This window comes from Scytonema sp. HK-05 (assembly GCF_963872035.1).
In the GTDB taxonomy this organism is placed as follows: Bacteria; Cyanobacteriota; Cyanobacteriia; order Cyanobacteriales; family Nostocaceae; genus Kalymmatonema.
On sequence record NZ_CAWMYC010000099.1, the window covers coordinates 44371 to 64819 of the forward strand.

19 protein-coding genes are annotated in these 20449 nt (G+C 43.0%); 14 read left to right on the forward strand and 5 right to left on the reverse strand.

All coding sequences use genetic code 11. The features are described 5' to 3' along the window. Positions 1-107 precede the first annotated feature (107 nt). A complete protein-coding gene (locus tag AACT52_RS16510; protein ID WP_233153970.1) occupies positions 108-485 on the reverse strand; it encodes a type II toxin-antitoxin system RelE family toxin in 378 nt (125 codons plus the stop codon). Between the two features lie 660 nt (positions 486-1145). Further along, positions 1146-1268, reverse strand: a complete 123-nt coding sequence (locus AACT52_RS16515; RefSeq protein WP_272937104.1) for a hypothetical protein — start codon at positions 1266-1268, stop codon at positions 1146-1148. 62 nt (positions 1269-1330) lie between these two features. Here AACT52_RS16515 and AACT52_RS16520 point away from each other — a divergent pair, with 62 nt between their 5' ends. The 3 genes from AACT52_RS16520 (at position 1331) to AACT52_RS16530 (ending at position 3238) form a co-directional block, all read left to right on the forward strand. Beyond that, positions 1331-1588 carry a hypothetical protein gene (locus tag AACT52_RS16520; protein WP_073632344.1) on the forward strand — a complete coding sequence of 86 codons (258 nt, stop codon included), beginning with the start codon at positions 1331-1333 and terminating at the stop codon, positions 1586-1588. A gap of 312 nt (positions 1589-1900) precedes the next feature. After that, on the forward strand, positions 1901-2095 hold the full coding sequence (locus AACT52_RS16525) for a hypothetical protein (protein ID WP_073632346.1): 195 nt from the start codon (positions 1901-1903) through the stop codon (positions 2093-2095). Between the two features lie 291 nt (positions 2096-2386). After that, positions 2387-3238 carry an ABC transporter ATP-binding protein gene (locus tag AACT52_RS16530; protein ID WP_073632348.1) on the forward strand — a complete coding sequence of 284 codons (852 nt, stop codon included), beginning with the start codon at positions 2387-2389 and terminating at the stop codon, positions 3236-3238. A 2-nt stretch (positions 3239-3240) separates the two neighbouring features. On the opposite strand, the gene AACT52_RS16535 is transcribed toward AACT52_RS16530, so the two are convergent. Then, entirely contained in the window at positions 3241-3924 is a 684-nt protein-coding gene (locus AACT52_RS16535) for a tetratricopeptide repeat protein (protein WP_073632350.1), read from the reverse strand. Positions 3925-4181: 257 nt separating this feature from the next. On the opposite strand from AACT52_RS16535, the gene AACT52_RS16540 reads away from it, so the two are divergent. Together AACT52_RS16540 and AACT52_RS16545 are read left to right on the forward strand one after the other, a co-directional pair. After that, positions 4182-4508 (forward strand): YbjQ family protein, encoded by a 327-nt coding sequence (locus AACT52_RS16540; protein ID WP_073632352.1) that lies wholly within the window; start codon positions 4182-4184, stop codon positions 4506-4508. Positions 4509-5008: 500 nt separating this feature from the next. Next, positions 5009-5632, forward strand: coding sequence for a hypothetical protein (locus AACT52_RS16545; protein ID WP_073632354.1), 624 nt, complete (start codon positions 5009-5011; stop codon positions 5630-5632). A gap of 118 nt (positions 5633-5750) precedes the next feature. On the opposite strand, the gene AACT52_RS16550 is transcribed toward AACT52_RS16545, so the two are convergent. Both AACT52_RS16550 and sufR read right to left on the reverse strand, forming a co-directional pair. Continuing rightward, the gene (locus tag AACT52_RS16550; RefSeq protein ID WP_073632356.1) at positions 5751-6011 is read right to left on the reverse strand and encodes a hypothetical protein; all 261 of its coding nucleotides are present in this window, start codon (positions 6009-6011) and stop codon (positions 5751-5753) included. 151 nt (positions 6012-6162) lie between these two features. After that, entirely contained in the window at positions 6163-6840 is a 678-nt protein-coding gene (gene sufR / locus AACT52_RS16555) for an iron-sulfur cluster biosynthesis transcriptional regulator SufR (protein ID WP_073632433.1), read from the reverse strand. A gap of 232 nt (positions 6841-7072) precedes the next feature. Between sufR and sufB the strand changes: the two genes are divergently transcribed. The 9 genes from sufB to AACT52_RS16600 all read left to right on the forward strand — a co-directional run bounded on the left by sufB (position 7073) and on the right by AACT52_RS16600 (position 20231). After that, on the forward strand, positions 7073-8512 hold the full coding sequence (gene sufB, locus AACT52_RS16560) for a Fe-S cluster assembly protein SufB (RefSeq protein WP_073632358.1): 1440 nt from the start codon (positions 7073-7075) through the stop codon (positions 8510-8512). Positions 8513-8649: 137 nt separating this feature from the next. Then, entirely contained in the window at positions 8650-9438 is a 789-nt protein-coding gene (gene sufC, locus AACT52_RS16565) for a Fe-S cluster assembly ATPase SufC (protein ID WP_073632360.1), read from the forward strand. After that, positions 9438-10847 (forward strand): Fe-S cluster assembly protein SufD, encoded by a 1410-nt coding sequence (sufD, locus tag AACT52_RS16570; protein WP_073632362.1) that lies wholly within the window; start codon positions 9438-9440, stop codon positions 10845-10847. Before sufC ends, sufD begins: the two co-directional genes overlap by 1 nt. A 72-nt stretch (positions 10848-10919) precedes the next feature. Then, on the forward strand, positions 10920-12182 hold the full coding sequence (locus AACT52_RS16575) for a SufS family cysteine desulfurase (RefSeq protein ID WP_073632364.1): 1263 nt from the start codon (positions 10920-10922) through the stop codon (positions 12180-12182). Positions 12183-12504: 322 nt separating this feature from the next. After that, positions 12505-13137, forward strand: coding sequence for a Uma2 family endonuclease (locus AACT52_RS16580; RefSeq protein ID WP_073632365.1), 633 nt, complete (start codon positions 12505-12507; stop codon positions 13135-13137). 611 nt (positions 13138-13748) lie between these two features. Continuing rightward, complete coding sequence (locus AACT52_RS16585; protein WP_073632367.1) at positions 13749-15329, forward strand: CPBP family intramembrane glutamic endopeptidase; 1581 nt, start codon at positions 13749-13751, stop codon at positions 15327-15329. A 691-nt stretch (positions 15330-16020) separates the two neighbouring features. Continuing rightward, positions 16021-16296 carry a TM2 domain-containing protein gene (locus AACT52_RS16590; RefSeq protein ID WP_073632368.1) on the forward strand — a complete coding sequence of 92 codons (276 nt, stop codon included), beginning with the start codon at positions 16021-16023 and terminating at the stop codon, positions 16294-16296. A 759-nt stretch (positions 16297-17055) separates the two neighbouring features. Next, positions 17056-19500, forward strand: a complete 2445-nt coding sequence (locus AACT52_RS16595; protein ID WP_073632371.1) for a heavy metal translocating P-type ATPase — start codon at positions 17056-17058, stop codon at positions 19498-19500. A 221-nt stretch (positions 19501-19721) separates the two neighbouring features. Further along, entirely contained in the window at positions 19722-20231 is a 510-nt protein-coding gene (locus AACT52_RS16600; protein WP_073632373.1) for an FHA domain-containing protein, read from the forward strand. The last annotated feature ends 218 nt before the right edge of the window (positions 20232-20449 follow it).

Consider the following 20449-nt stretch of genomic DNA (forward strand, 5'->3'; position numbering starts at 1 on the left):
CTTCTGATTGAAAACCAATGAGTATTCCTGCTTATTTCCCATTGTGAATAATCACAATTTCCTCCTCACCAGCCGACTGCAAATACTTGGATAAATTCTTTTGAATTTCAGAAAGTGCTATTTTCTTCATCGGGTTTCCCCACCTTTTCTAACCAAGCTTCTACTTCAGATTTGAATACAATTGCCAAAATTTCGATTGTGGTTTCTGTAACATCATAAACAATAAACAGGTCATGCACTCGTAACCGAAACTGCGACGGCGACATCCCTCGTAAACGCTTTATCCGATTCTTTCTGGTTTTGGTCGGCTCATGTCGCAGGTATTCTTTTATAGCATCACATACTGTCGAGCGAATATTTGGCTCTAAAGTGCGTAAGTCTTCGACGGCTTCTGGTGAAAAAATAATTTCATAGCTCGTTCTAGCTACGAGTAAAGCCAGAATGACAGCTTGCTCAAGTTGAAATCCAGGGGGAATTGAATTCATCAAACCATTAGAATAAAAATACTTCTTTATTAAGTTGGAAAAATTGTAAACAGGCAAAGGTAAATCGTAATACCCCTACTAATTTAACCTTTAAATCACTCGATGAAATCACTCCATCAGTTGAGTTGCCAGTTTTCTCACTTCTGTATGAAATTCCCAAAATCAATTATCTACCGTTAAACTTTGCACCCCTGTAATTCTATCTACCGCTGGTTAGTCATTCCCAATCTTTTCTAAAATCCGAAACTCTATCTGTGGATTTAATCCTTCAAGAATTGCTGATTTCCCATCAGGACGAACTAGCAAAGAGCCCTTGATAAACTAGTTGCAGCCCAATTATAAACACCACAGACAATTAAATAATCACATCTTGGATATCAGTGAGTTATTTTACCGAAAATTTGGGTTTAAAGCCCCGCCCTTGTAGGGCCGCTTTTTATTGACAGCGTACTAAAAGTATGAAATTATACTATTGCCCGTAGTCTAAAAGGCTCTAGTGAGGCAATATTGGGTACTCCCCAGCTACAATGCTCAGCTTCGTGCTCTTGTTGTAGGAAAGAGATAGAAGTAATTGAACAAATCTTTTCAAACGCGGTCGGGCAGTCCTTGCGAAAAGTGGACGTATCCAAACGGGGATACTTGAATGCAAGATTCAAGTATCTAGTCCGGACGGTTGAAGCAAGAATCCTCAGCATGACGGCTGAGGAGTGTCAACAATTCACCTTGACGAAAGACATGGAAGCGGGGTAAACCAGTTTTCAGGTTAGCCTCTGGTGCAACCATCCTCGGTTGGCGATCGCCAACCGAGGTGACATCTAGTAAAACGGAAGCATTATCTTGGTAATTTGAAGAATTCGCCGTCAGCAGTCATTTTTAGGGACGAGAAAGATGTCATTGCACCAGTACAAAACACACCTTACAGCATTGCTGCTTTTTCTTCAGCTTACGCCATTTCTCACCAACTACCGGTCAACCGCCTCAGGCTTAATAATGTAGAAGCGACGCCAGAAAATGTAGAAACTGGCAAGTATCAAATAGTACGTACCATCGCTCTTGTCTCGAAAAAGACGAAAGCCGACTCAAGCATTTATCAATTTTGCTAATAGCGAACCATCAGCCTTAGTACTGCATAAGTCTGGCTTTGTGTCATCTATCAAATAGAGTATATGCGTTCTTGAAACTTAATAATATTTCTATATATATAAAACAACTCAATTTTTCTTAACATTTTAAAAAGCAAATGGTATTGCAGATGTCATTGCTAAAGCAGGCGATGGTGATAGATCATGAAGTAGGGCGATCTAAAAAATCGCTCTGTTGTACCTGTACCTTAACCAAACCTTGAATTGAGATATAATTAAAGTTTCCACTATTTGTCGTCAGTTGGGTGATCTACTATTTTAGGAGTGGAACGTATGAGAAGACAACATCGACCAACAGTAGTCAATGATCGACTTAGGGACATCATTGCTCATGTAGAATCAACGTCACAGACAAACCATCTCAAGTTACTTGAACCCTCTCAGCCCGTACAAACCTTACCAAAGAATAGCAGTTCTTGTGGTGAGGATGGGACTTCCAATGGAAAATATATTGGCAATAGCAATTGAAGTACGTGTAGGAAGTACCCTATTTAGTATAACCTCAAATCAGTGTTTAGTTTGGCTTTAGATATTCTGGTTAGTTTTGCGAGAGTGAGTTAACAACTTGATGTAATCCCGTTTTCTGAAATGTTTGTGACTTGTTACCCCCCTTGCCCCATAATAGTATAAGGGGCAGGGGATTTGTTTGTTTTCCAAAAAATAAATATAGATAAATAGAGATAGATAAATAGAGTAAAGCGTTCTCTTCTGGCACAATGGTCACAACAGGCGATCAAGTTCTCTCTTGCCAAGCTATCCATGACTGTTGCTGTTCACCTAGAAAACGTTTACAAGATTTACAATAATGTTCCCGTGGTCAATGACCTCTCATTTACAATTAATGCGGGAGAAATGTTTGGTTTACTTGGTCCGAATGGTGCGGGGAAATCTACGACAATTCGGATGTTGACCACGCTGACGAAACCAAGCCAGGGACGGATAGAGGTATCTGGTTATAATGTAGTGTCGCAATCGATATTAGCAAAGCAGCATATTGGCGTTGTGTTGCAGCAAATTAGTGTGGATAACGATTTAACCGTGTGGGAAAATATGGAGCTGCACGGCAGGCTACATCACATTGCCAATCCTAAGCGACAGCGATTGATTAATCAATGGCTGGAGTATGTTGAACTGGCAACCAAACGCGATGACTTGGTAAAAACCCTGTCTGGGGGTATGAAGCGGCGGCTACAGATAGCCAGAGCGTTGTTGCATCAACCGCAAATTCTGTTTCTAGATGAACCGACGGTAGGACTAGACCCCCAAACAAGGCGACGTCTTTGGGAGATTATTCGGGATTTGAATAAGCAAGGGATGACAATGCTGCTCACTACTCATTATATGGATGAGGTGGAGTATTTGTGCGATCGCATTGGCATTATGGATAGTGGTAGATTAATTTCTCTTGGCACCCTACAACAGTTGCGCTCCGCTCATGGCGAAGGTTTGGTCATGAAGCAAACAGGAGACCGTTGGGAATATCTCTTTTTCCCCACTTTGGAAGATGCAAACTTGTACCTAAATCAACAAAATGATAAAACAGGGATGATGGTACGTCCCTCTAACTTAGAAGATATTTTCGTTGAACTCACCGGACGCAAGTTGGACTAATCTTACCCCCTCAAAGTTCGGAGTACGGCTTCTACCCTTGCTACGCCGTCCTGCATACCCTGCTTTTGGTATAAATCCCGGGCTTGTTGAAACACTGTAATTGCTTCTCTTGATTTGCCCTGCTTCATTAAGATATTACCCCGCAACTCATAGATTTGAGGATTTTTCGGGTCAAGGTTGACAGCTTGTTCGTATGCCCATTTCAGATTGTTGTTCTCTCCTAAACGCAACAGAACTGTAGCCAACCCTATATAAGCGTTGACATTACTCCGGTTAGCTTGTATCGCTTGACGGTAGGCTTCCTTTGCGCCCTTGTTATCTCCCAAATTGCCACTGACATAACCCAAAGCATATTGATAATCGCTATTGTTAGGATTAAGGGCAACAGCACGACGGTAAGCCTGTAGTGCTGCGGGAAAATTCCCTTGTTGGGCGTAGAGATAGCCAATGCCAGAATAAATCGTGGCGTTTTTTGGTTCTACAGCAGCTGCTCTTTGATAGATGGCGATCGCCCCATTGTAATCACCACTATCTACCAGCCTCCGCCCTTCCTCCAAAAGTCCCTTTAACTCCTGGCTGCTTTGCTGTTGTGGTAGTGCTTCTTGAGCCTGAGCTACCAAGGGTATTGTTGCTACAAAGCTTCCTACTAGGAGAACACTTACTATCAATGATGTTCGATTATACACAGTAAATTACCTGAAAGTTTCTGCAACTTTTTTCTACAATCTCCGTGGTTGATTGTCCATTAAAACAGATATATTTGGTTTTGCAAACTCTATTTGTTTACTTTTACAAAATATTTACGATAATTTTCCTTTTGTTCTGTGAAATTACAGTAAATTAACATTCATTTTTCATACAATCTGCTTTTCAGGTATCTGCTTCTACACTTGAAAATCCAAACACCAGTATGAACTGACAGTTATGTTTTTGAGGCAAATATATGATTTTAACTACGACCGATGTGATTCAAGGAACCATCATTCAGTCATATTTAGGGATTGTGACGGCGGAAGTTGTCTATGGCAGCAATTTCCTCCGAGATTTTTTTGCTAGCATCCGCGATATTATCGGTGGGCGCACGGGTAGCTACGAACGCCTCTTTGAGGAGGGTCAACGCAAGGCTTTAGAAGAATTAGAGCGACGGGCATTACGTTTAGGAGCAGATGCTGTCGTTGGCATTGAAGTCGATACTGGCACAATCAATGTTGACCAATCAGGTGTTCTCATACTGATTACTGCCACAGGCACCGCTGTGAAACTGCGTTAGCAGTTATTACAGCAATTCTAAATATTGTGAACTGACTCGTTATGACTGCTAGTGGGTAGTCGGTAGTGATAAACAACGCTCCAACTACCGACTAAGTACTAAACAACCATTAACAACATTTCTTAAATTAAATGGTATTTATATAGTTATTATCTGTTCACTAATAACTGTTTACTAATAAGTATTTTGATATTGATTAAATGATAGATTAACTGTAATTAAAAAAAGAGAGCTATAATTAAAAAATGTTAGTTTCATCTGATTGGTCTTTTGAAATTTTGTAAATTATCATCAAAAATTTTCAATTTGGTCAAGGTATTAACACTTAATAAAAGTTAAACAAATGTTGTGAAAATAATAATATTCTTATAACTAAAGATAGACTTCTTAATTATTTCCACTGATAGATATGTAAAATCATCACAAGCCATTTAATTTTAATCATTAGCATGAAAACCTGAGAAAAAAGTTTAGTGGAGTAGTTAAGGGGAAAATATAGTATGTCATACACAAATCGACTAGGTGACGAAGTTATTACCGAGCCTGTGATCGGTCGAGTAGGCGATTACCACGACCGTGTTCGCTGGGGTCCTATTATTTCTGGTTTGTTGGTTGCCTTAGCAACTCAATTGATTTTGAGCGCCATGTTTAGCGCGATCGCAGCAGGCACTGTTGAAGGTTCAGGCGCACCCAGAACAATTGCACCTAACGTTGCAGGTAATGCGGGGATTTGGTCAACCATCGGTTTGTTGATTTCCCTGTTTACTGGTGCTTGGGTTATGGCTCGTGCTTGTGGTCCAATGAACCGCAATACAGCTCTTCTCAACGGCGCAATACTTTGGGCAACAACTTTAGCATTAAGCTCTTGGCTGTTAGCAAGTGGAGTATCGGGTGCTTTTGGTGTTGCTGCTTCCAATGCTGGAGAAGTTATTAACCAAGTGCAGCGGCAAGGTGGCGTGAATGTACCGCAAAGCAACGTTACTGCTCAACAAGCTCGTGAGATTGCAGCAAATGTACGTTCGGGCTTGTGGTGGTTTGTATTCGGTTCCTTGTTAGGTTTACTCGCTTCAATGATTGGAGCTGCTGCTGGAGCTCGCAGTCCGCGCACTACCCATCACGCCTAAAAACTTGTTGATAAAAATAAATATATCTTCTTTTTATAGCACCTTAATTAAGGTGCTTTTTTGTTATTGGTAGTAGTTACTGGTTAGTAGTTAGTTGTTAACAACTAACTATTTCCCACTACCACTTCAAGTACGCCGCCTCAATTCCTTGCTCTCGCCGAATCTTCCCATCTTTTTCAAACCAAGCAATGACCTGTTGCGCTGTCAAATCTTCAATCTTTACTTCATACTCTTGAGCAATTTGTTTCAAAAGCCTGAGTGATGAAATTGTCAATCTGGTTAAAAATTTCTCCGGTGAGGAAAGCAAAGCAGCATCGACTTTGACTGCCTCTTCTGGAGTTAAAAATTGTGGTGTTGATTGCTGTGATGGTAACTCCATAACTTTTCTCTAAAACTGACTCAAATTTAGTAGTTGTAACTGGTGATGAATCATCACAGATTGGTAAAGCCTACTACGAATTATTTATAATTCATGACTTAGACTTAATATGAAGTCCCCACTGGTTGGGGGTACTCATTTCATGGAAAAGTTAAGCTCTGTTTTTTCGCTCTTGTACTAAATAACCGCAGCGATGTTCGCCGTTAATAATCCAGTGCGTACGCTCTACTGTACAATCTGGTAAAACTGCGGCAAACATTTCTAATTCATGACCGCAGACGCTGGGGAAAGACTCGGCAACGTTAGAAATTGCACAGTTGTGTTCCATGAGGATAAATCCTTCGCCTTGCGATGACTCACTCGATTCTACAGGGTGAGATTCAGCCATGAAGCCTTCAGCTTTTCTCAGTTCTACCAAAGTTGCCACCCTTTGTGATAAGGAAGCGTTACCCAGGCGTTCTCGATATTCTTGTGCTTTACGCTCCCACTGCTTTCGTAAAATTGAACTGACTTGGTCGCGTCCTACCGTTTCTGCTAATGTATCCAGTAGAGAAACAGCAAATTGACCGTAGCTATCGGCAACTTCTTTACTCAGGCGATCGCGTCCCTGATGAGTTAATTGATAAATATGCTGCGGACGCCCCATTCCCCCTTGCACGGACAAAGAGAAAGAAATCAGTTGCTCCGCCTCTAAATCCTTAAGATGACGACGAATCGCTTGGGGGCTAATATCAAGAGCCTCGGCTAAATCAAAAGCTGTAGTCTGCGGGTGTTTCAGCAGATATTCTAGAATATCTTGCTTTGTTGAGGACTGCTGGATAGTCACCATCATCGTCCTAAAAATTCATTTGTTTTGAAGAAAATATGATTTTGACAACAATGTTGTTGTTAATCTAGCTTAAAATGAAGATAAGTTAAACAACATAGTTGTTGTTTTAGTCTCTATACTTATTTTAGCAGTCCCGTAACCACTTGGTTACTCAATCTGGGAATCGGCTACAAAAAGCCCGTCTCCCATCCTTAAAGAGATTCCATACAGCGAACACAAGAGAAAACTACCGATGAGTGCCACTGTCAAAACCTTAGTCAACCAGCCATACAAGTACGGCTTTATCACCGACATTGAAGCCGACATGATTCCGCGTGGACTAAACGAGGACATCGTCCGCCTCATCTCCGCCAAGAAAAACGAGCCGGAGTTCATGTTGGATTTTCGCCTGAGAGCTTTTCGCCAGTGGCAAAAAATGGCAGAACCAACTTGGCCAAGCGTTAAGTATCCTCTGATAGATTATCAAAATATCATCTACTACTCCGCACCCAAGCAAGCAAAACAAAAGCTTAACAGCTTGGACGAAGTTGATCCAACTTTGTTGGATACTTTTGAGAAGCTAGGCATTCCCTTATCAGAACAAAAGCGACTGGCAAACGTCGCCGTTGATGCGATTTTCGATAGCGTTTCCATCGGTACCACCTTTAAAGAAAAGCTGCTTAAAGATGGTGTTATCTTCTGCTCAATTTCGGAAGCATTGCAGGAATATCCAGAATTGGTGCAGAAGTACTTGGGTAGCGTTGTCCCAGCCGCAGATAATTACTTTGCAGCTCTCAATGCCGCTGTATTTAGCGATGGTTCCTTCGTCTATATACCCAAAGGCGTAAAATGCCCGATGGAACTGTCTACCTACTTCCGCATCAACAATGGTGAGACTGGACAATTCGAGCGGACACTGATTGTTGCTGAAGAAGGTAGCTATGTTTCCTACCTGGAAGGCTGCACCGCGCCGATGTATGACAGCAACCAGCTACACGCCGCTGTCGTAGAACTCGTCGCTCTCGACAACGCCGAAATTAAATATTCCACCGTGCAGAACTGGTACGCTGGTGATGCGAATGGCAAAGGCGGTATTTACAACTTCGTCACCAAGCGCGGTTTGTGTCAAGGTGTTAATTCCAAGATTTCTTGGACACAGGTAGAAACTGGTTCGGCTATCACTTGGAAGTATCCTAGCTGTGTGCTAGTGGGTGATAACTCTGTGGGTGAATTCTACTCGGTGGCGCTGACAAATAATATGCAGCAAGCCGATACCGGTACAAAGATGATTCACGTTGGTAAGAACACCCGCAGCACGATTATTTCTAAGGGAATTTCTGCCGGACAATCTAGTAATAGCTACCGGGGTTTGGTGAAAATCAATCCCAAGGCACAAGGGGCGCGGAACTATTCCCAGTGCGACTCAATGCTGATTGGGGATAATGCTCACGCGAATACTTTCCCTTACATTCAAGTACAAAATCATACTGCGAAGGTGGAGCATGAAGCTTCCACTTCCAAGATTGGGGAAGACCAACTATTCTACTTTGCACAGCGGGGGATTTCGTCGGAAGATGCTATTTCGATGATGATTAGCGGCTTCTGTAAGGATGTGTTTAATCAGCTACCGATGGAGTTTGCAGTGGAAGCTGATAAGCTGCTGAGTCTGAAGTTGGAAGGTAGTGTTGGGTAAATGGAACCACAGCCGGTTGTAGCAGATGGACGCAGATAAATTATCTGTGTGCATCTGTGTCCATCTGTGGTTTGAATATTTAACCGCCAAGACGCCAAGTGCGCCAAGGAAGAAGAGAGAAGAGAGAGAGAACAAGCATGATTATTGAGAATAGTGAAGTTGTGCTGTCTGTACGGAATTTGACAGCAAAAGTTGATGGAACACCTATTCTTAAAGGTGTGAACCTTGAGGTACGCTTGGGTGAAATCCATGCGATTATGGGACCGAATGGTTCTGGTAAGAGTACTTTTTCTAAAGTTTTGGCTGGACATCCCGCGTATGAAGTGACTGGCGGCGAGATAATTTTCCAAGGGCAAAACTTGCTGGAAATGGAACCAGAGGAACGCGCTAGATCTGGGATATTTTTGGCGTTTCAATATCCGTTGGAAATTCCGGGTGTGAGCAATTTGGATTTCCTGCGGGTGGCTTACAACTCGCGTCGTAAGGCGCAGGGTTTAGAGGAATTGGATGCGTTTGATTTTGATGATTTGATCGAGCAAAAGCTGGATGTCGTGAAGATGAATCCTGCTTTCCTGAGTCGGAGTTTAAATGAAGGTTTCTCTGGTGGCGAGAAGAAGCGCAACGAGATTCTGCAAATGGCACTGCTAGAACCGAAGCTGGCAATTTTGGATGAAACAGATTCGGGTTTGGATATTGACGCGCTAAAGATTGTGGCGAATGGAGTGAATCAGCTGGCGAGTCCAGAAAATGCCACGATTATGATTACGCACTATCAGCGATTACTGAATTACATCGTGCCAGATTACGTCCATGTGATGGCAAACGGGCAAATTCTTACCAGTGGCGGTAAGGAATTGGCGCTAGAGTTAGAATCGCGTGGTTATGACTGGGTGTTGGAAGAGAATGCGGCTGAGGTAGGTGTGTGATGAATATTCTGGTTTCTCCCAGTTCGGTTCCTAACTCAAATCCAGTAGATTTGGCATCGACTGTGCTGGATAGGGATGCTTATCTAACTGAGTTGTTAAATCAGGTTGTCCAGACACGCCATAGCGCGTCTGTTGAGGTTGATGCTTGGTTGCAGGAGTTACATGAACGCGCCGCGCTTTGGGTACGTAAATCGGTTCTCCCCACCACCCGCGATGAAGAATGGCGCTTCACTGATTTGTCGTCTTTGCGGAAAGTGCAATTTAATGTAGAGACATTGGATGCAACGTCTGTACAAGCGGATACGCTGCTAGTACCAGAAGCTGCTAACAGTCGCTTGGTGTTCGTTAACGGAATTTATACGCCTGAGTTATCAGCGGTTGCAGATTTGCCTGATGGGATTGTGGTAAGCAATTTGACTAATTTGCCTGTAGAGACGAGAGGTGGCGCGTCTCTACAATCACGCGTGCAGCAATATTTGGCTCAAACTGAGGGAGCACATGAGGTATTTACCGCCCTCAATACCAGTGGAATAAAAGATGTTGCGGTGGTTTGGGTGGCGAAAAATGTGGTAGTGGAAACACCGATTCATTTGGTGTTTCTTGTTGCTGGAGAGGCTCCTTCGATTTCTCTACCGCGTTGTTTGGTGGTGGCAGAGACTGGTAGTAGTGTGACGTTGGTGGAAGAATTTACGAACCGCAGAGGCGCAGAGAGCGCAGAGAAGGTTTACTTTACCAATGCGGTGACGGAGATTTGGATAGAGGAAAATGCTCAGGTGAGTCACACTCGGCTTGAGTTGGAAGGTGCAGAGGCTTTCCATATTGGGAAGACTGCTGTTTCTCAAGCTCGTGACAGTCGGTATACTTGTCATGCGGTAACTTTTGGTGGAAAGCTGTCGCGCCACAATTTAGAGATTTTGCAAACTGGTGAACAAACGGAAACTACCCTCAATGGATTGACGATGATTGGGGGAAACCAGTTGGCGGATACGCATAGTGCGATCGCGCTCAATTATCCTTATAGTACGAGTCGGCAATTGCATAAGTGTATCGTGGGCGATCGCGCTCATGGAGTGTTTAACGGCAAAATTTTTGTTCCAAAGCCTGCACAGTTAACAGATGCAGCACAGTTGAACCGCAACTTGCTGTTGTCGCCGAAAGCCAGAGTTGATACCAAGCCGCAATTGGAAATTACCGCAGATAACGTAAAATGCGCCCACGGTGCTACGGTTAGCCAGTTGGAAGATGATGAAATCTTCTACTTGCAAAGTCGGGGTATCGATGAGAATGATGCTCGCAACTTATTGATTAACGCCTTCGCCGCCGAAATCATCAACCAAATACCTGTACCCTCTTTGCGAGAAAGACTCACACAAACCGTCAACAGTTATCAGTCAATAATTAATGACTAATGACAAAGATGTAGAGACGCGCTGAATGAAAGCGTCTCTACAATGGCTAATGACTAATGAGTAATAATTAAAATGACTTTTACCCAAGAAAAAACCCTTGCTGATATAGTCCGTGCTGACTTCCCGATACTACACCAAGAAGTTAACGGCAAACCCTTAATTTACTTCGACAACGCCGCCACGTCGCAAAAACCTTTGCTCGTACTCAACACCCTGCGAGACTATTACGAGCAGTACAATTCCAACGTGCATCGTGGCGTGCATATTCTCAGCGCCAAAGCCACCGACGCTTACGAAGCCTCAAGAGACAAAGTTGCTGCGTTTGTAAATGCTGCATCGCGCCAGGAAATTGTCTTCACCCGCAATGCGTCTGAGGCGATAAACTTGGTTGCTTACAGTTGGGGAATGAACAATTTGCAGCGAGGGGATGAGATAATTCTCTCGGTGATGGAACACCACAGTAATTTGGTACCCTGGCATTTTGTCGCACAAAAGACGGGTGCGGTGCTGAAATTTGTCGAACTGGCTGCAGAAGAAACTTTTGATTTGGAACAGTTCAAAAAGCTGGTTTCCGACAAAACAAAATTGGTGTCGCTGGTACATGTCTCTAATACGTTGGGTTGTATTAACCCTGTAAAGGAGATTTGCGAAATAGCTCATAAATATGGCGCGAAAGTATTAATTGATGCTTGCCAAAGCGTCCCTCATATGCCTATCAACGTGCAGCAAATTGACTGTGATTGGTTGGTGGCTTCTGGTCACAAAATGTGTGCTCCAACAGGGATTGGCTTTTTGTATGGCAAGTTAGAATTGCTGCGATCAATGCCTCCCTTTTTGGGCGGTGGTGAAATGATTGCGGATGTGTTTTTAGACCATTCTACCTACGCGGATTTACCACATAAATTTGAAGCGGGTACACCTTCAATTGGAGAAACAATTGCTCTTGGTGCAGCGGTAGACTACCTTAGTGGGATTGGCATGGATAAAATCTATGCCTACGAATCAGAATTGACTGGCTATCTATTCGAGCAGCTAGAACAAATTCCACAAATTCGCATTTATGGTCCTAAACCTAAAGTAGCAGGTTTGGGCAGAGCTGCTCTTGCTGCATTCACCGCCGGAGAAATTCACGCTAACGACATATCTACATTATTAGACCAAGAAGGCATTGCCATCCGTTCCGGACACCACTGCACGCAACCATTACACCGCCACTTAGTGATTCCGGCGACTGCACGGGCTAGTCTATCTTTCTACAACACTCGTGAAGAAATTGATGTTTTTGTCAAAGCGTTGAAGGAAACGTTAGATTTCTTTGGCGGTTTCTTAAGTTAAGTTGATGATGGACAATAGAACTCTTGCATAAGTCAATTTTTTTGGAATTAAACCACAGATGAAGACAGATGCACACAGATAAATATCGGTGTCCATCGGTGTCCATCTGTGGTTCAAAAATTCATAAATCGTATTTTTACAAGAAGTCTAATGTTTGTTGCGCCCCTCAGACTAGAAGTCTGGGAGCAAACCAGGCACACATACAAAGCCTGCCTACGCACGCTATGATATAAGTCCGCGTAGGCGGACTTCCCTTCGGGAAGCCGCTTCGCGTCATGTTTGTATAGCCGCCATTACGAACATCGCCAGGTATTTTTCAAGCATGATTACTACCTCAACCCCTGCTGAACAAAGAACAGTGCTGCACAATATTAGCTGGGAAACCTTTGAAGCCTTGCTAACAGAAACAGGTGAGGATAGAGGTTCTCGGTTTGCTTATGAGTGTGGCACTTTAGAAATTATGACGCCACTTTTTGAACATGAAAACTCTAAAATTCAATTCGACCGTTTTATCTTTGCCTTGGTTGAAGAACTAGAAATTGACATTAAAAGTGCTGGATCTACAACATTAAAACGACAAATAGCAAAGCGAGGAATAGAACCAGACAACTGTTACTACATCCAAAGCGAACCTATTGTTAGAGGTAGGCAAACACTTGATTTAGAAACTGATCCACCGCCAGATTTAGTAATTGAGATTGATATTACCAGCAGTTCAGTTAACAAATTAGCGATTTACTCTGCGTTGGCTGTACCTGAACTATGGCGATACAACGGACGAGATTTGAAATTTTATCAGTTGGTAGAAGGGCAATATGTTGAGCGTGAGTTTAGTATTGCTTTTCCCACAGTCTCAGTTAGTGAAATAAGCAGATTTATTGAGCAGAGTAAAACCGTGGGGGAAATTGCCTTGCTAAAATCATTTCGCGCTTGGGTGAGAGGGAAAATATTATAGTTGGGTGGTGATTAGACTTCTTGCAAAAATATGATTAATGGATATTTAGAACCACAGATGCACACAGATTAACACTACTTAATTATCTGTGTGCATCTGTGGTTCATTTTTAGTATATTTTGTTAAACATTTGACTACGGGCTTCGTTTGTGTAGCCGCATCCTTCTAGAGTGTCGGCACAAAAATCAACTTCAAGTATTAGGATCTACCGCTAAACTCAAAAATCCTTCTGGTACGATCGCGCGATCATCAAGATCGTACTAAATCCCCATGTCAACGCCAAAAAACCAATCCATGCGGCTTACCCATACCTAAGCTAGGATTGCTTTGAGCAAACTGGGGATCAAATCTTGCAATTGATTATTTACAGGAGTATCGTCAGAACTGGGTAAATCCTCCCCACAGGGCAAGCAGTGCAATGGCTTGTACTTTAAGATAGTGAAGTTGCTTGCAGACTCTTACACTGATGATATCGAGTCGAGAACCATTGTCTCTGTATTAAGAAATTTATACTCTGACAGCGTTTTCTTGCGAAAATTCCCACTAGGTGAACCTCCATAGGAGAATCTGTGAAGCTTGCGCTCTAAATTTGGTTAGTTAAGGGAGAACAGATGACTCTCAAGCGGTTGGGTTTAATCATACTGACGTTAGTTGCGATATTGTTTGCTGGCTCGTCTTTGTTAAGCAGTTGGCAGGAACCTCAGTTCCAGAGTCGTTTGGAACTTTATCAAACAAATATTGTGCTGCAAGCTGCTTCTTGGGAACCGTTAGATGACAAGAACGCGAATTTTAAGTCATTGCAGGATGCACTACTGGGCGTTAAACCTCTTGAAAGCGCGACAGAACAGTATCAAGAGGCGCGTAAATCCGCTCAAACTAATTTGGAAAAAGCCAAAAAGCAACTGGCGCAGATCCAATCTCAACCCGCGACGACTCCTACAACTCCTAAACCGCAACCAGAATTGCCTCCTGCTACCAACACCTCTCGTCAGGTACAGCAACAACAATTGCAGCAGTCTGTCAACCAACTGCAAAAATTGATTCCTGAATTAGACTTGCGACTGGGAATTTTACAAGCGCAGCAAGGAAAAATAGAGACGGCACAGAAAACTTGGAGTCAATTACAGCAACGTTCAGACATTAATCCTGAATTTGAGAAAACTGCTGCTGTGTTGGCAGGGCTGAGGAGTGATCCCCCGCGTATTTTGCCTTCTTCCGAACAACTGATTCAAAAGAATTTAGAAGGTTGGTTTCGCTATATTGCTCTGAGTCAAGTATACCAACTTCAGCAGCGTCAGGATGCTTTGGCAGACTTGGAAGCAGTTCAACAAGAAGCTGCTGAACAAGCATTGTTGAAATTAGCAATTATCGGAACCGTTCCAGCACTGACGGCTTTTTTAGGTTTAGGGCTGCTGATTTTTTTGGTTGGACAGCGCCTTGTTAAAGGGAAAACAGCTTTATTGGCTCAAAATTCGGATGTGGGTTGGTCAACGCCTTGGGATGGGGAAACGATTTTACAAGTTTTTGTCGTGGGCTTTTTCTTAATGGGACAACTTCTTGTACCCATAGTCATATCTCTCCTCCCTATCCCGCGTCCCGCCCCTAATGTCAGAATTCAAGCATTATACGTCTTGGTAAGTTACCTGTTGGTGGCATTTGGTGCCCTATCAGTACTGTATTTATCTATCAAACGCTTTTTCCCTTTACCAGACGACTGGTTTCGCTTCCGGTTAGGAGGTAAGTGGTTTTTGTGGGGGCTGGGTGGCTATTGCGTGGCTTTGCCCATAGTGGTGGTCGTGTCTTTGATTAATCAACAACTCTGGCGAGGACAAGGTGGTAGTAATCCCTTGTTGCAACTGGCGTTAGAAAGTCAAGATACTGTGGCGCTTGGCATATTCTTCTCTACGGCTGCGATCGCCGCCCCAATATTTGAAGAACTTTTGTTTCGCGGGTTTTTATTACCCTCCCTGACTCGTTACTTACCTGTGTGGGGATCAATTCTTGCCAGTGCTTTTCTGTTTGCAGCAGCTCATCTAAGCTTGTCAGAAATTTTACCACTATTCGCCCTAGGTACTGTCTTGGGGATCGTTTACACGCGATCGCGCAATCTCCTTGCTCCTATGCTTCTCCACAGCCTTTGGAACAGCGGCACTCTGCTAAGCCTTTTTGTCTTAGGCAGTACTAGTAAATAATACTTTTTGCTTGCCATTGAAAATACTCAAAATCTTTAAAAAAAATTTACAATTTTTTACCAATTCATTATTGGTATTTAGTGTGGATCAATGCTACCTTTAATGCACAAATATTATTACGGATAACACTTACAAAAAATTGCGGTAAGTCTGAAAGCCCAAACCCTGCATGGGCGGAATAAAAAACGAAATGCGAACTCCACTTTTCATGAATCGTCTAGAGATGTGTAAACTGGAGTACACATAAGGATCTGCGTATGTAGGGTCGTTAAGCGCTTGGAGACTGATACTTATGTCAGGAGAAATAAAAAAAATCCGGAAATAGCACTAGTTAACTTGTATGAAGTAATGGGGCATAGTTGTATTTCGCATTAATTGCAAAATACTCTCAATAAAAGCATTTTTGGGCAAGAAATCGTACAAAAGTGCTGTACTAGAATTTCTCGTTAAAGTAAAGAAAGAGCAGTTATTGACGAGTGTAGTCTCAGGCGTTGTCCTGAAAACCTCCCTCCTCGAAAGCTTTTGCGTTCCCTAAAAACTAGTGGTACGCAGCTTTTGCATATCTGTTTGACTAGTATTTATTCTGGTTAATAAAAAACTATTAATACTCAGTACTTAAACAGAATTATTTTATAGCAGTATAAGATTTCAATTTTATACATCATTTATAAAGTGAAGGAGCTTGATGCATATGGCAAATTTCACCCCCAGTCACGCCGCCAAACAACTTTTAGCTGGGTACTGCGGCATTATTTTTGGAGGTTTTGGTATCCATAAATTCATTCTTGGGTATGCACCAGAAGGATTTATCATGCTAGTGATTTCCTTAGTAGGAGGTTATTTCACCTACGGATTTACATTCTTGATTATGCAGCTTGTAGGTTTAATTGAAGGGATGATTTATTTGAACAAATCCCACGACGAATTTGTTGATACCTACTTCGTGAAAAAGCAGGGCTGGTTTTAGAAATTCGTCTTTCAGTATTGAATTTCTATTTTAGAGTATCTATCTGAGGTGCATGAACTCATAATTTTACAGTAGTAGGAGGGGCTCTCCTCATCCTACAAATGGCTATTGACAGCCTTGAGTTACCATTGCTTATACCTTTAAGATTTGTCACTAAACCGAGAACTTTATCTCTCTTTTATTCACCCTCCTGTGGGTAAATTTCTTTCTATAGTATGTATCAATTAATTTTAAGTTAAGAATAAACTATCTTCTGTCTAAGATCCCCGACTTCTTAAAGAAGTCGGGGATCTGAAGAACTCAATTTTAGTCTATTACTTACTCTAAACACTATTTATCTTTAGTGACAAATATTTTATTTGTACCAATATGCTAACGCTCAAACGTAAAAATATAACCTTAACACTACTCACAGTATTGGGATTAGCTTATTTCTGCACTATGTCTCATATCGCAGTCAATCCTTTTTGGAAAAGCGAGATGCTCCTTATACCAATACAGCTAGTTACACTTATATACGTGACTTATCTGCGTTCGAGTCGTCGGTGATAGGGTCTGAAGGTGTAAATTAAATTAGAAATTCAAAAGAAAAACAATTTTTTTATAACTAATACACAACTAGACCCCTATACAACCATAACTTAACAAAACTTAATAAGTTTGACATTATGTCAAAGCTTTGGATTTCGCCTACGCTCGAATTAGAGACGCTTTTAGAGAGGCGTTAAAGTTTCATCGTAGCAAATTCAAAAACTTTCCATGCAAATTGTCTCGAAAACTAACGTTTCCCCAGAACCAGCCTCGACAACAGAGAAAATCACTTTGGATGTCGGGGGTATGAAGTGTGCTGGCTGTGTGAGGGCAGTAGAACGTCGGCTTACTGAGTATCCAGGAGTTAAGAGCGCCTGTGTGAACCTGGCGACAGAGGTAGCAGTCGTAGATTTGGAAGCTGGTGCAGTCGATGCGGATGCACTGGCAAAGCAATTGACAGCTGCTGGGTTCCCAACTCAACCCCGGAAACTAGGCGGGAAAGTAGTAGGTGAGACAGAATCAATACAAGACCCAGCAGAACGACAGCGCCGAGAAATGCAGTCTGCAAAACAGCAATTGATCGTTGCTGCTGTCCTGCTGATCCTGTCATTTATTGGTCATGTAGGTAACATTGGTGGTTACGTAATACCGATTTTGCATAACATCTGGTTCCACTGTGGATTGGCAGCGCTAGCGCTTCTCATCCCTGGTCGCCCAATTTTAGTGGATGGGTGGCGGGGTTTACGGCACAATGCACCCAACATGAACACTCTAGTGGGATTGGGAACACTGACAGCTTACATCGCTAGCTTGGTGGCTCTGCTGTTTCCTCAACTTGGGTGGGAGTGCTTCTTTGACGAGCCAGTCATGATGTTAGGCTTTATCCTACTAGGACGGACACTGGAAAAACAAGCCAGAGGTCGCGCTGCAGCAGCATTTAAAGAATTGCTCGCCCTCCAGCCGATTGTTGCGCGATTGATTGCCAAGCCTAAAACGACGGAATCGCCTGCTGCGTTGTCTTCCAATAACGGAATTGTAGAAATTCCCGCTGAGGTGGTGCGCGTTGGTGAATGGTTGCAGGTTTTGCCAGGAGAGAAAATTCCAGTCGATGGTAAAGTCGTTGATGGGCAAACAACTGTAAATGAGTCCATGCTAACTGGAGAAGCGGTGCCAGTGACAAAGCAACCAGGAGATTTCGTGACAGCAGGGACACTCAATCAATCAGGAGCGATCGCCATTGAAGCAACCCGCACTGGAAGTGATACGACTTTGGCTCAAATTGTCGCCTTAGTGGAAGCCGCACAAACCCGTAAAGCGCCGGTACAAAAATTAGCAGATACAGTCGCTGGGTACTTCACTTACGGTGTATTAACGGCGGCATTGTTAACATTTGTCTTTTGGTACTTTTTCGGCACGCACATCTGGCATCACGCAATTATGTCGTATGCCATGCAAATCTCTCACCACTCCTTACTCAGCACGCCTCACAGTTCACACCCCACGATCTACACCCCGCTCCTTGTGAGTTTAAAGCTAGCAATTGCCGTAATGGTAGTCGCTTGCCCCTGTGCTTTAGGGCTTGCTACACCAACAGCAATTTTAGTAGGAACAGCTATTGGCGCAGAACGGGGTTTGCTGATCAAAGGCGGCGACGTTTTAGAAAAAGTACACGAATTAAACACAGTCGTGTTTGATAAAACTGGTACTCTTACCACAGGTCGTCCCGTAGTCACAGATTGCCTACCAATTGAGGGACTGGAGAATCATTCCCAATCGCTCATACAACTGGCAGCAGCAGTAGAAATCGGCACTATTCATCCTTTAGCAACGGCAATTCAGCAAGAAGCGCAACGCCAAGAGTTATCTATCCCAGATGCTGTGGACTTTCGTACCGAACCAGGGCTTGGTGTCTCTGCTGTCGTAGAAGGCACTTTGGTGCTTTTAGGGAACTGTGACTGGTTGCATTGGCACGGAATTTCTGTCAGTGAAACTGCACAAAAACAGGCTCACAAGCTAGCAACAGATGGGAAAACGGTAGTTTTCGTAGCAGTTGGAGACGCGGTAGCCGGACTGATTGCTGTTCAAGATACCCTAAGACCAGATGCTAAAGCAGCACTAGACGAGTTGCGCCACATGGGTTTACGGGTGATGTTGCTCAGTGGAGATACACAACAAGCAGCAAGTGTGACAGCAAAACAACTCGGACTGGATGCTGCTGATGTCATGGCTGGCGTTCTCCCTGCGAAGAAGGCTGCTGCCATTGAAGAATTACAAGCACGCTTAACAAAGGGAAGTACTCAGCGCTCTATTGTCGCGATGGTAGGAGATGGCATTAATGATGCTCCAGCCCTATCTCAAGCCGATATAGGTATTGCTTTACACTCAGGCACTGATGTTGCAATGGAAACAGCGGAAATTGTCTTGATGCGGGATAACTTAACTGATGTTGTAAAATCCATACAACTGAGTCGTGCAACTTTGAGCAAAATCCGTCAAAATTTATTTTGGGCTTTTGCGTATAACACTCTTGGCATTCCTTTGGCAGCTGGTGTTTTGTTGCCAAGTTTAGGTTTTGTCTTAAGCCCATCGGGTGCAGCTGCATTAATGGCTTTTAGCTCTGTTAGTGTCGTCACGAATTCCCTTTTATTACGACGTTTTGCTCATCGCTCCTAATCTCCTCGTTTCGAGGTATTATTTGTGAGCGTAAATATTTGGTTTTGCCAATCTCACGTTAAACTAGGTCGGTAGTTAAGTGTTTCGAGACGCACAAAACCTGTTGAGACGGGTGCAACGCCCACAGTAGTTAAAAGAGTAGGACAGCTTGTTCTACTCTTGTGAACAACTAAGCAATTTAAAAGCATATAAGATAATTACCATAGACTTTTACTTAAAGAATGGCAGCAAACAATACGAAACAAATCTTGATTAATAACAGTTCAACCGACGAATTTAGCAACGATTTTTCAATGGCAGCAGAAACAAATGAAAGCCATCTACTGATAATAGAAGACGATCAAGGACGCAAAGAATTTATTCTTGATCGCCCCGTATATTCCATTGGTAGGGACGCCCACTGCGATATCCGTTTAATCTCGCAGTTTGTCTCGCGCCGCCATGCCACACTCATTAGGCTACCGCGCGATGGTAAGAAGCATAGCTATTATTATCGGATTGTCGATGGTGATGCCAAAGGCAAACCTAGTTCCAATGGTCTAATGATTAATAACGGGCGGAAGATCCCCGCTCATGACCTGAAAAATGAGGACGAAATCGTTTTTGGACCTCAAGTACGTGCTATTTATTACCTACTGCGAGATAGTATGCGCACAGGAGGACAAACAGATTCCAGTGAGTATGATATTACACTAATAAACCCCGGCATGACCGAGGATCTGGAGGACTGAAGCCATATTGATTCTGGAATATTTCTACTGTCAGCTTGCACATTTTTTGGAGGGGCGTTTTGCTATAAGCTAGCCTTATCATTGAGCTAGCCCAAGCAGACGCCTTTCTTTACAGATTGACACTCTGTGTTCTAAAGGAGCAGAAATTCTTAAGACATCGCTGTCTTAATATCCTGATTTCTCAGATTCGCACGCTACGGCACGTTTGCACACAAGGT

Excerpts from the sequence above, each read along its gene's own strand:
- AACT52_RS16515 (WP_272937104.1), bottom strand. The coding sequence starts at position 1,268 with ATGGTTGCACCAGAGGCTAACCTGAAAACTGGTTTACCCCGCTTCCAT.
- AACT52_RS16530 (WP_073632348.1), top strand. The coding sequence starts at position 2,387 with ATGACTGTTGCTGTTCACCTAGAAAACGTTTACAAGATTTACAATAAT.
- AACT52_RS16575 (WP_073632364.1), top strand. The coding sequence starts at position 10,920 with ATGACTTTTACCCAAGAAAAAACCCTTGCTGATATAGTCCGTGCTGAC.
- sufC (WP_073632360.1), top strand. The coding sequence starts at position 8,650 with ATGATTATTGAGAATAGTGAAGTTGTGCTGTCTGTACGGAATTTGACA.
- AACT52_RS16585 (WP_073632367.1), top strand. The coding sequence starts at position 13,749 with ATGACTCTCAAGCGGTTGGGTTTAATCATACTGACGTTAGTTGCGATA.
- AACT52_RS16580 (WP_073632365.1), top strand. The coding sequence starts at position 12,505 with ATGATTACTACCTCAACCCCTGCTGAACAAAGAACAGTGCTGCACAAT.
- AACT52_RS16550 (WP_073632356.1), bottom strand. The coding sequence starts at position 6,011 with ATGGAGTTACCATCACAGCAATCAACACCACAATTTTTAACTCCAGAA.
- AACT52_RS16595 (WP_073632371.1), top strand. The coding sequence starts at position 17,056 with ATGCAAATTGTCTCGAAAACTAACGTTTCCCCAGAACCAGCCTCGACA.
- AACT52_RS16600 (WP_073632373.1), top strand. The coding sequence starts at position 19,722 with ATGGCAGCAAACAATACGAAACAAATCTTGATTAATAACAGTTCAACC.
- AACT52_RS16545 (WP_073632354.1), top strand. The coding sequence starts at position 5,009 with ATGTCATACACAAATCGACTAGGTGACGAAGTTATTACCGAGCCTGTG.
- sufB (WP_073632358.1), top strand. The coding sequence starts at position 7,073 with ATGAGTGCCACTGTCAAAACCTTAGTCAACCAGCCATACAAGTACGGC.
- AACT52_RS16510 (WP_233153970.1), bottom strand. The coding sequence starts at position 485 with ATGAATTCAATTCCCCCTGGATTTCAACTTGAGCAAGCTGTCATTCTG.
- sufR (WP_073632433.1), bottom strand. The coding sequence starts at position 6,840 with ATGGTGACTATCCAGCAGTCCTCAACAAAGCAAGATATTCTAGAATAT.
- AACT52_RS16525 (WP_073632346.1), top strand. The coding sequence starts at position 1,901 with ATGAGAAGACAACATCGACCAACAGTAGTCAATGATCGACTTAGGGAC.
- AACT52_RS16590 (WP_073632368.1), top strand. The coding sequence starts at position 16,021 with ATGGCAAATTTCACCCCCAGTCACGCCGCCAAACAACTTTTAGCTGGG.
- AACT52_RS16540 (WP_073632352.1), top strand. The coding sequence starts at position 4,182 with ATGATTTTAACTACGACCGATGTGATTCAAGGAACCATCATTCAGTCA.
- sufD (WP_073632362.1), top strand. The coding sequence starts at position 9,438 with ATGAATATTCTGGTTTCTCCCAGTTCGGTTCCTAACTCAAATCCAGTA.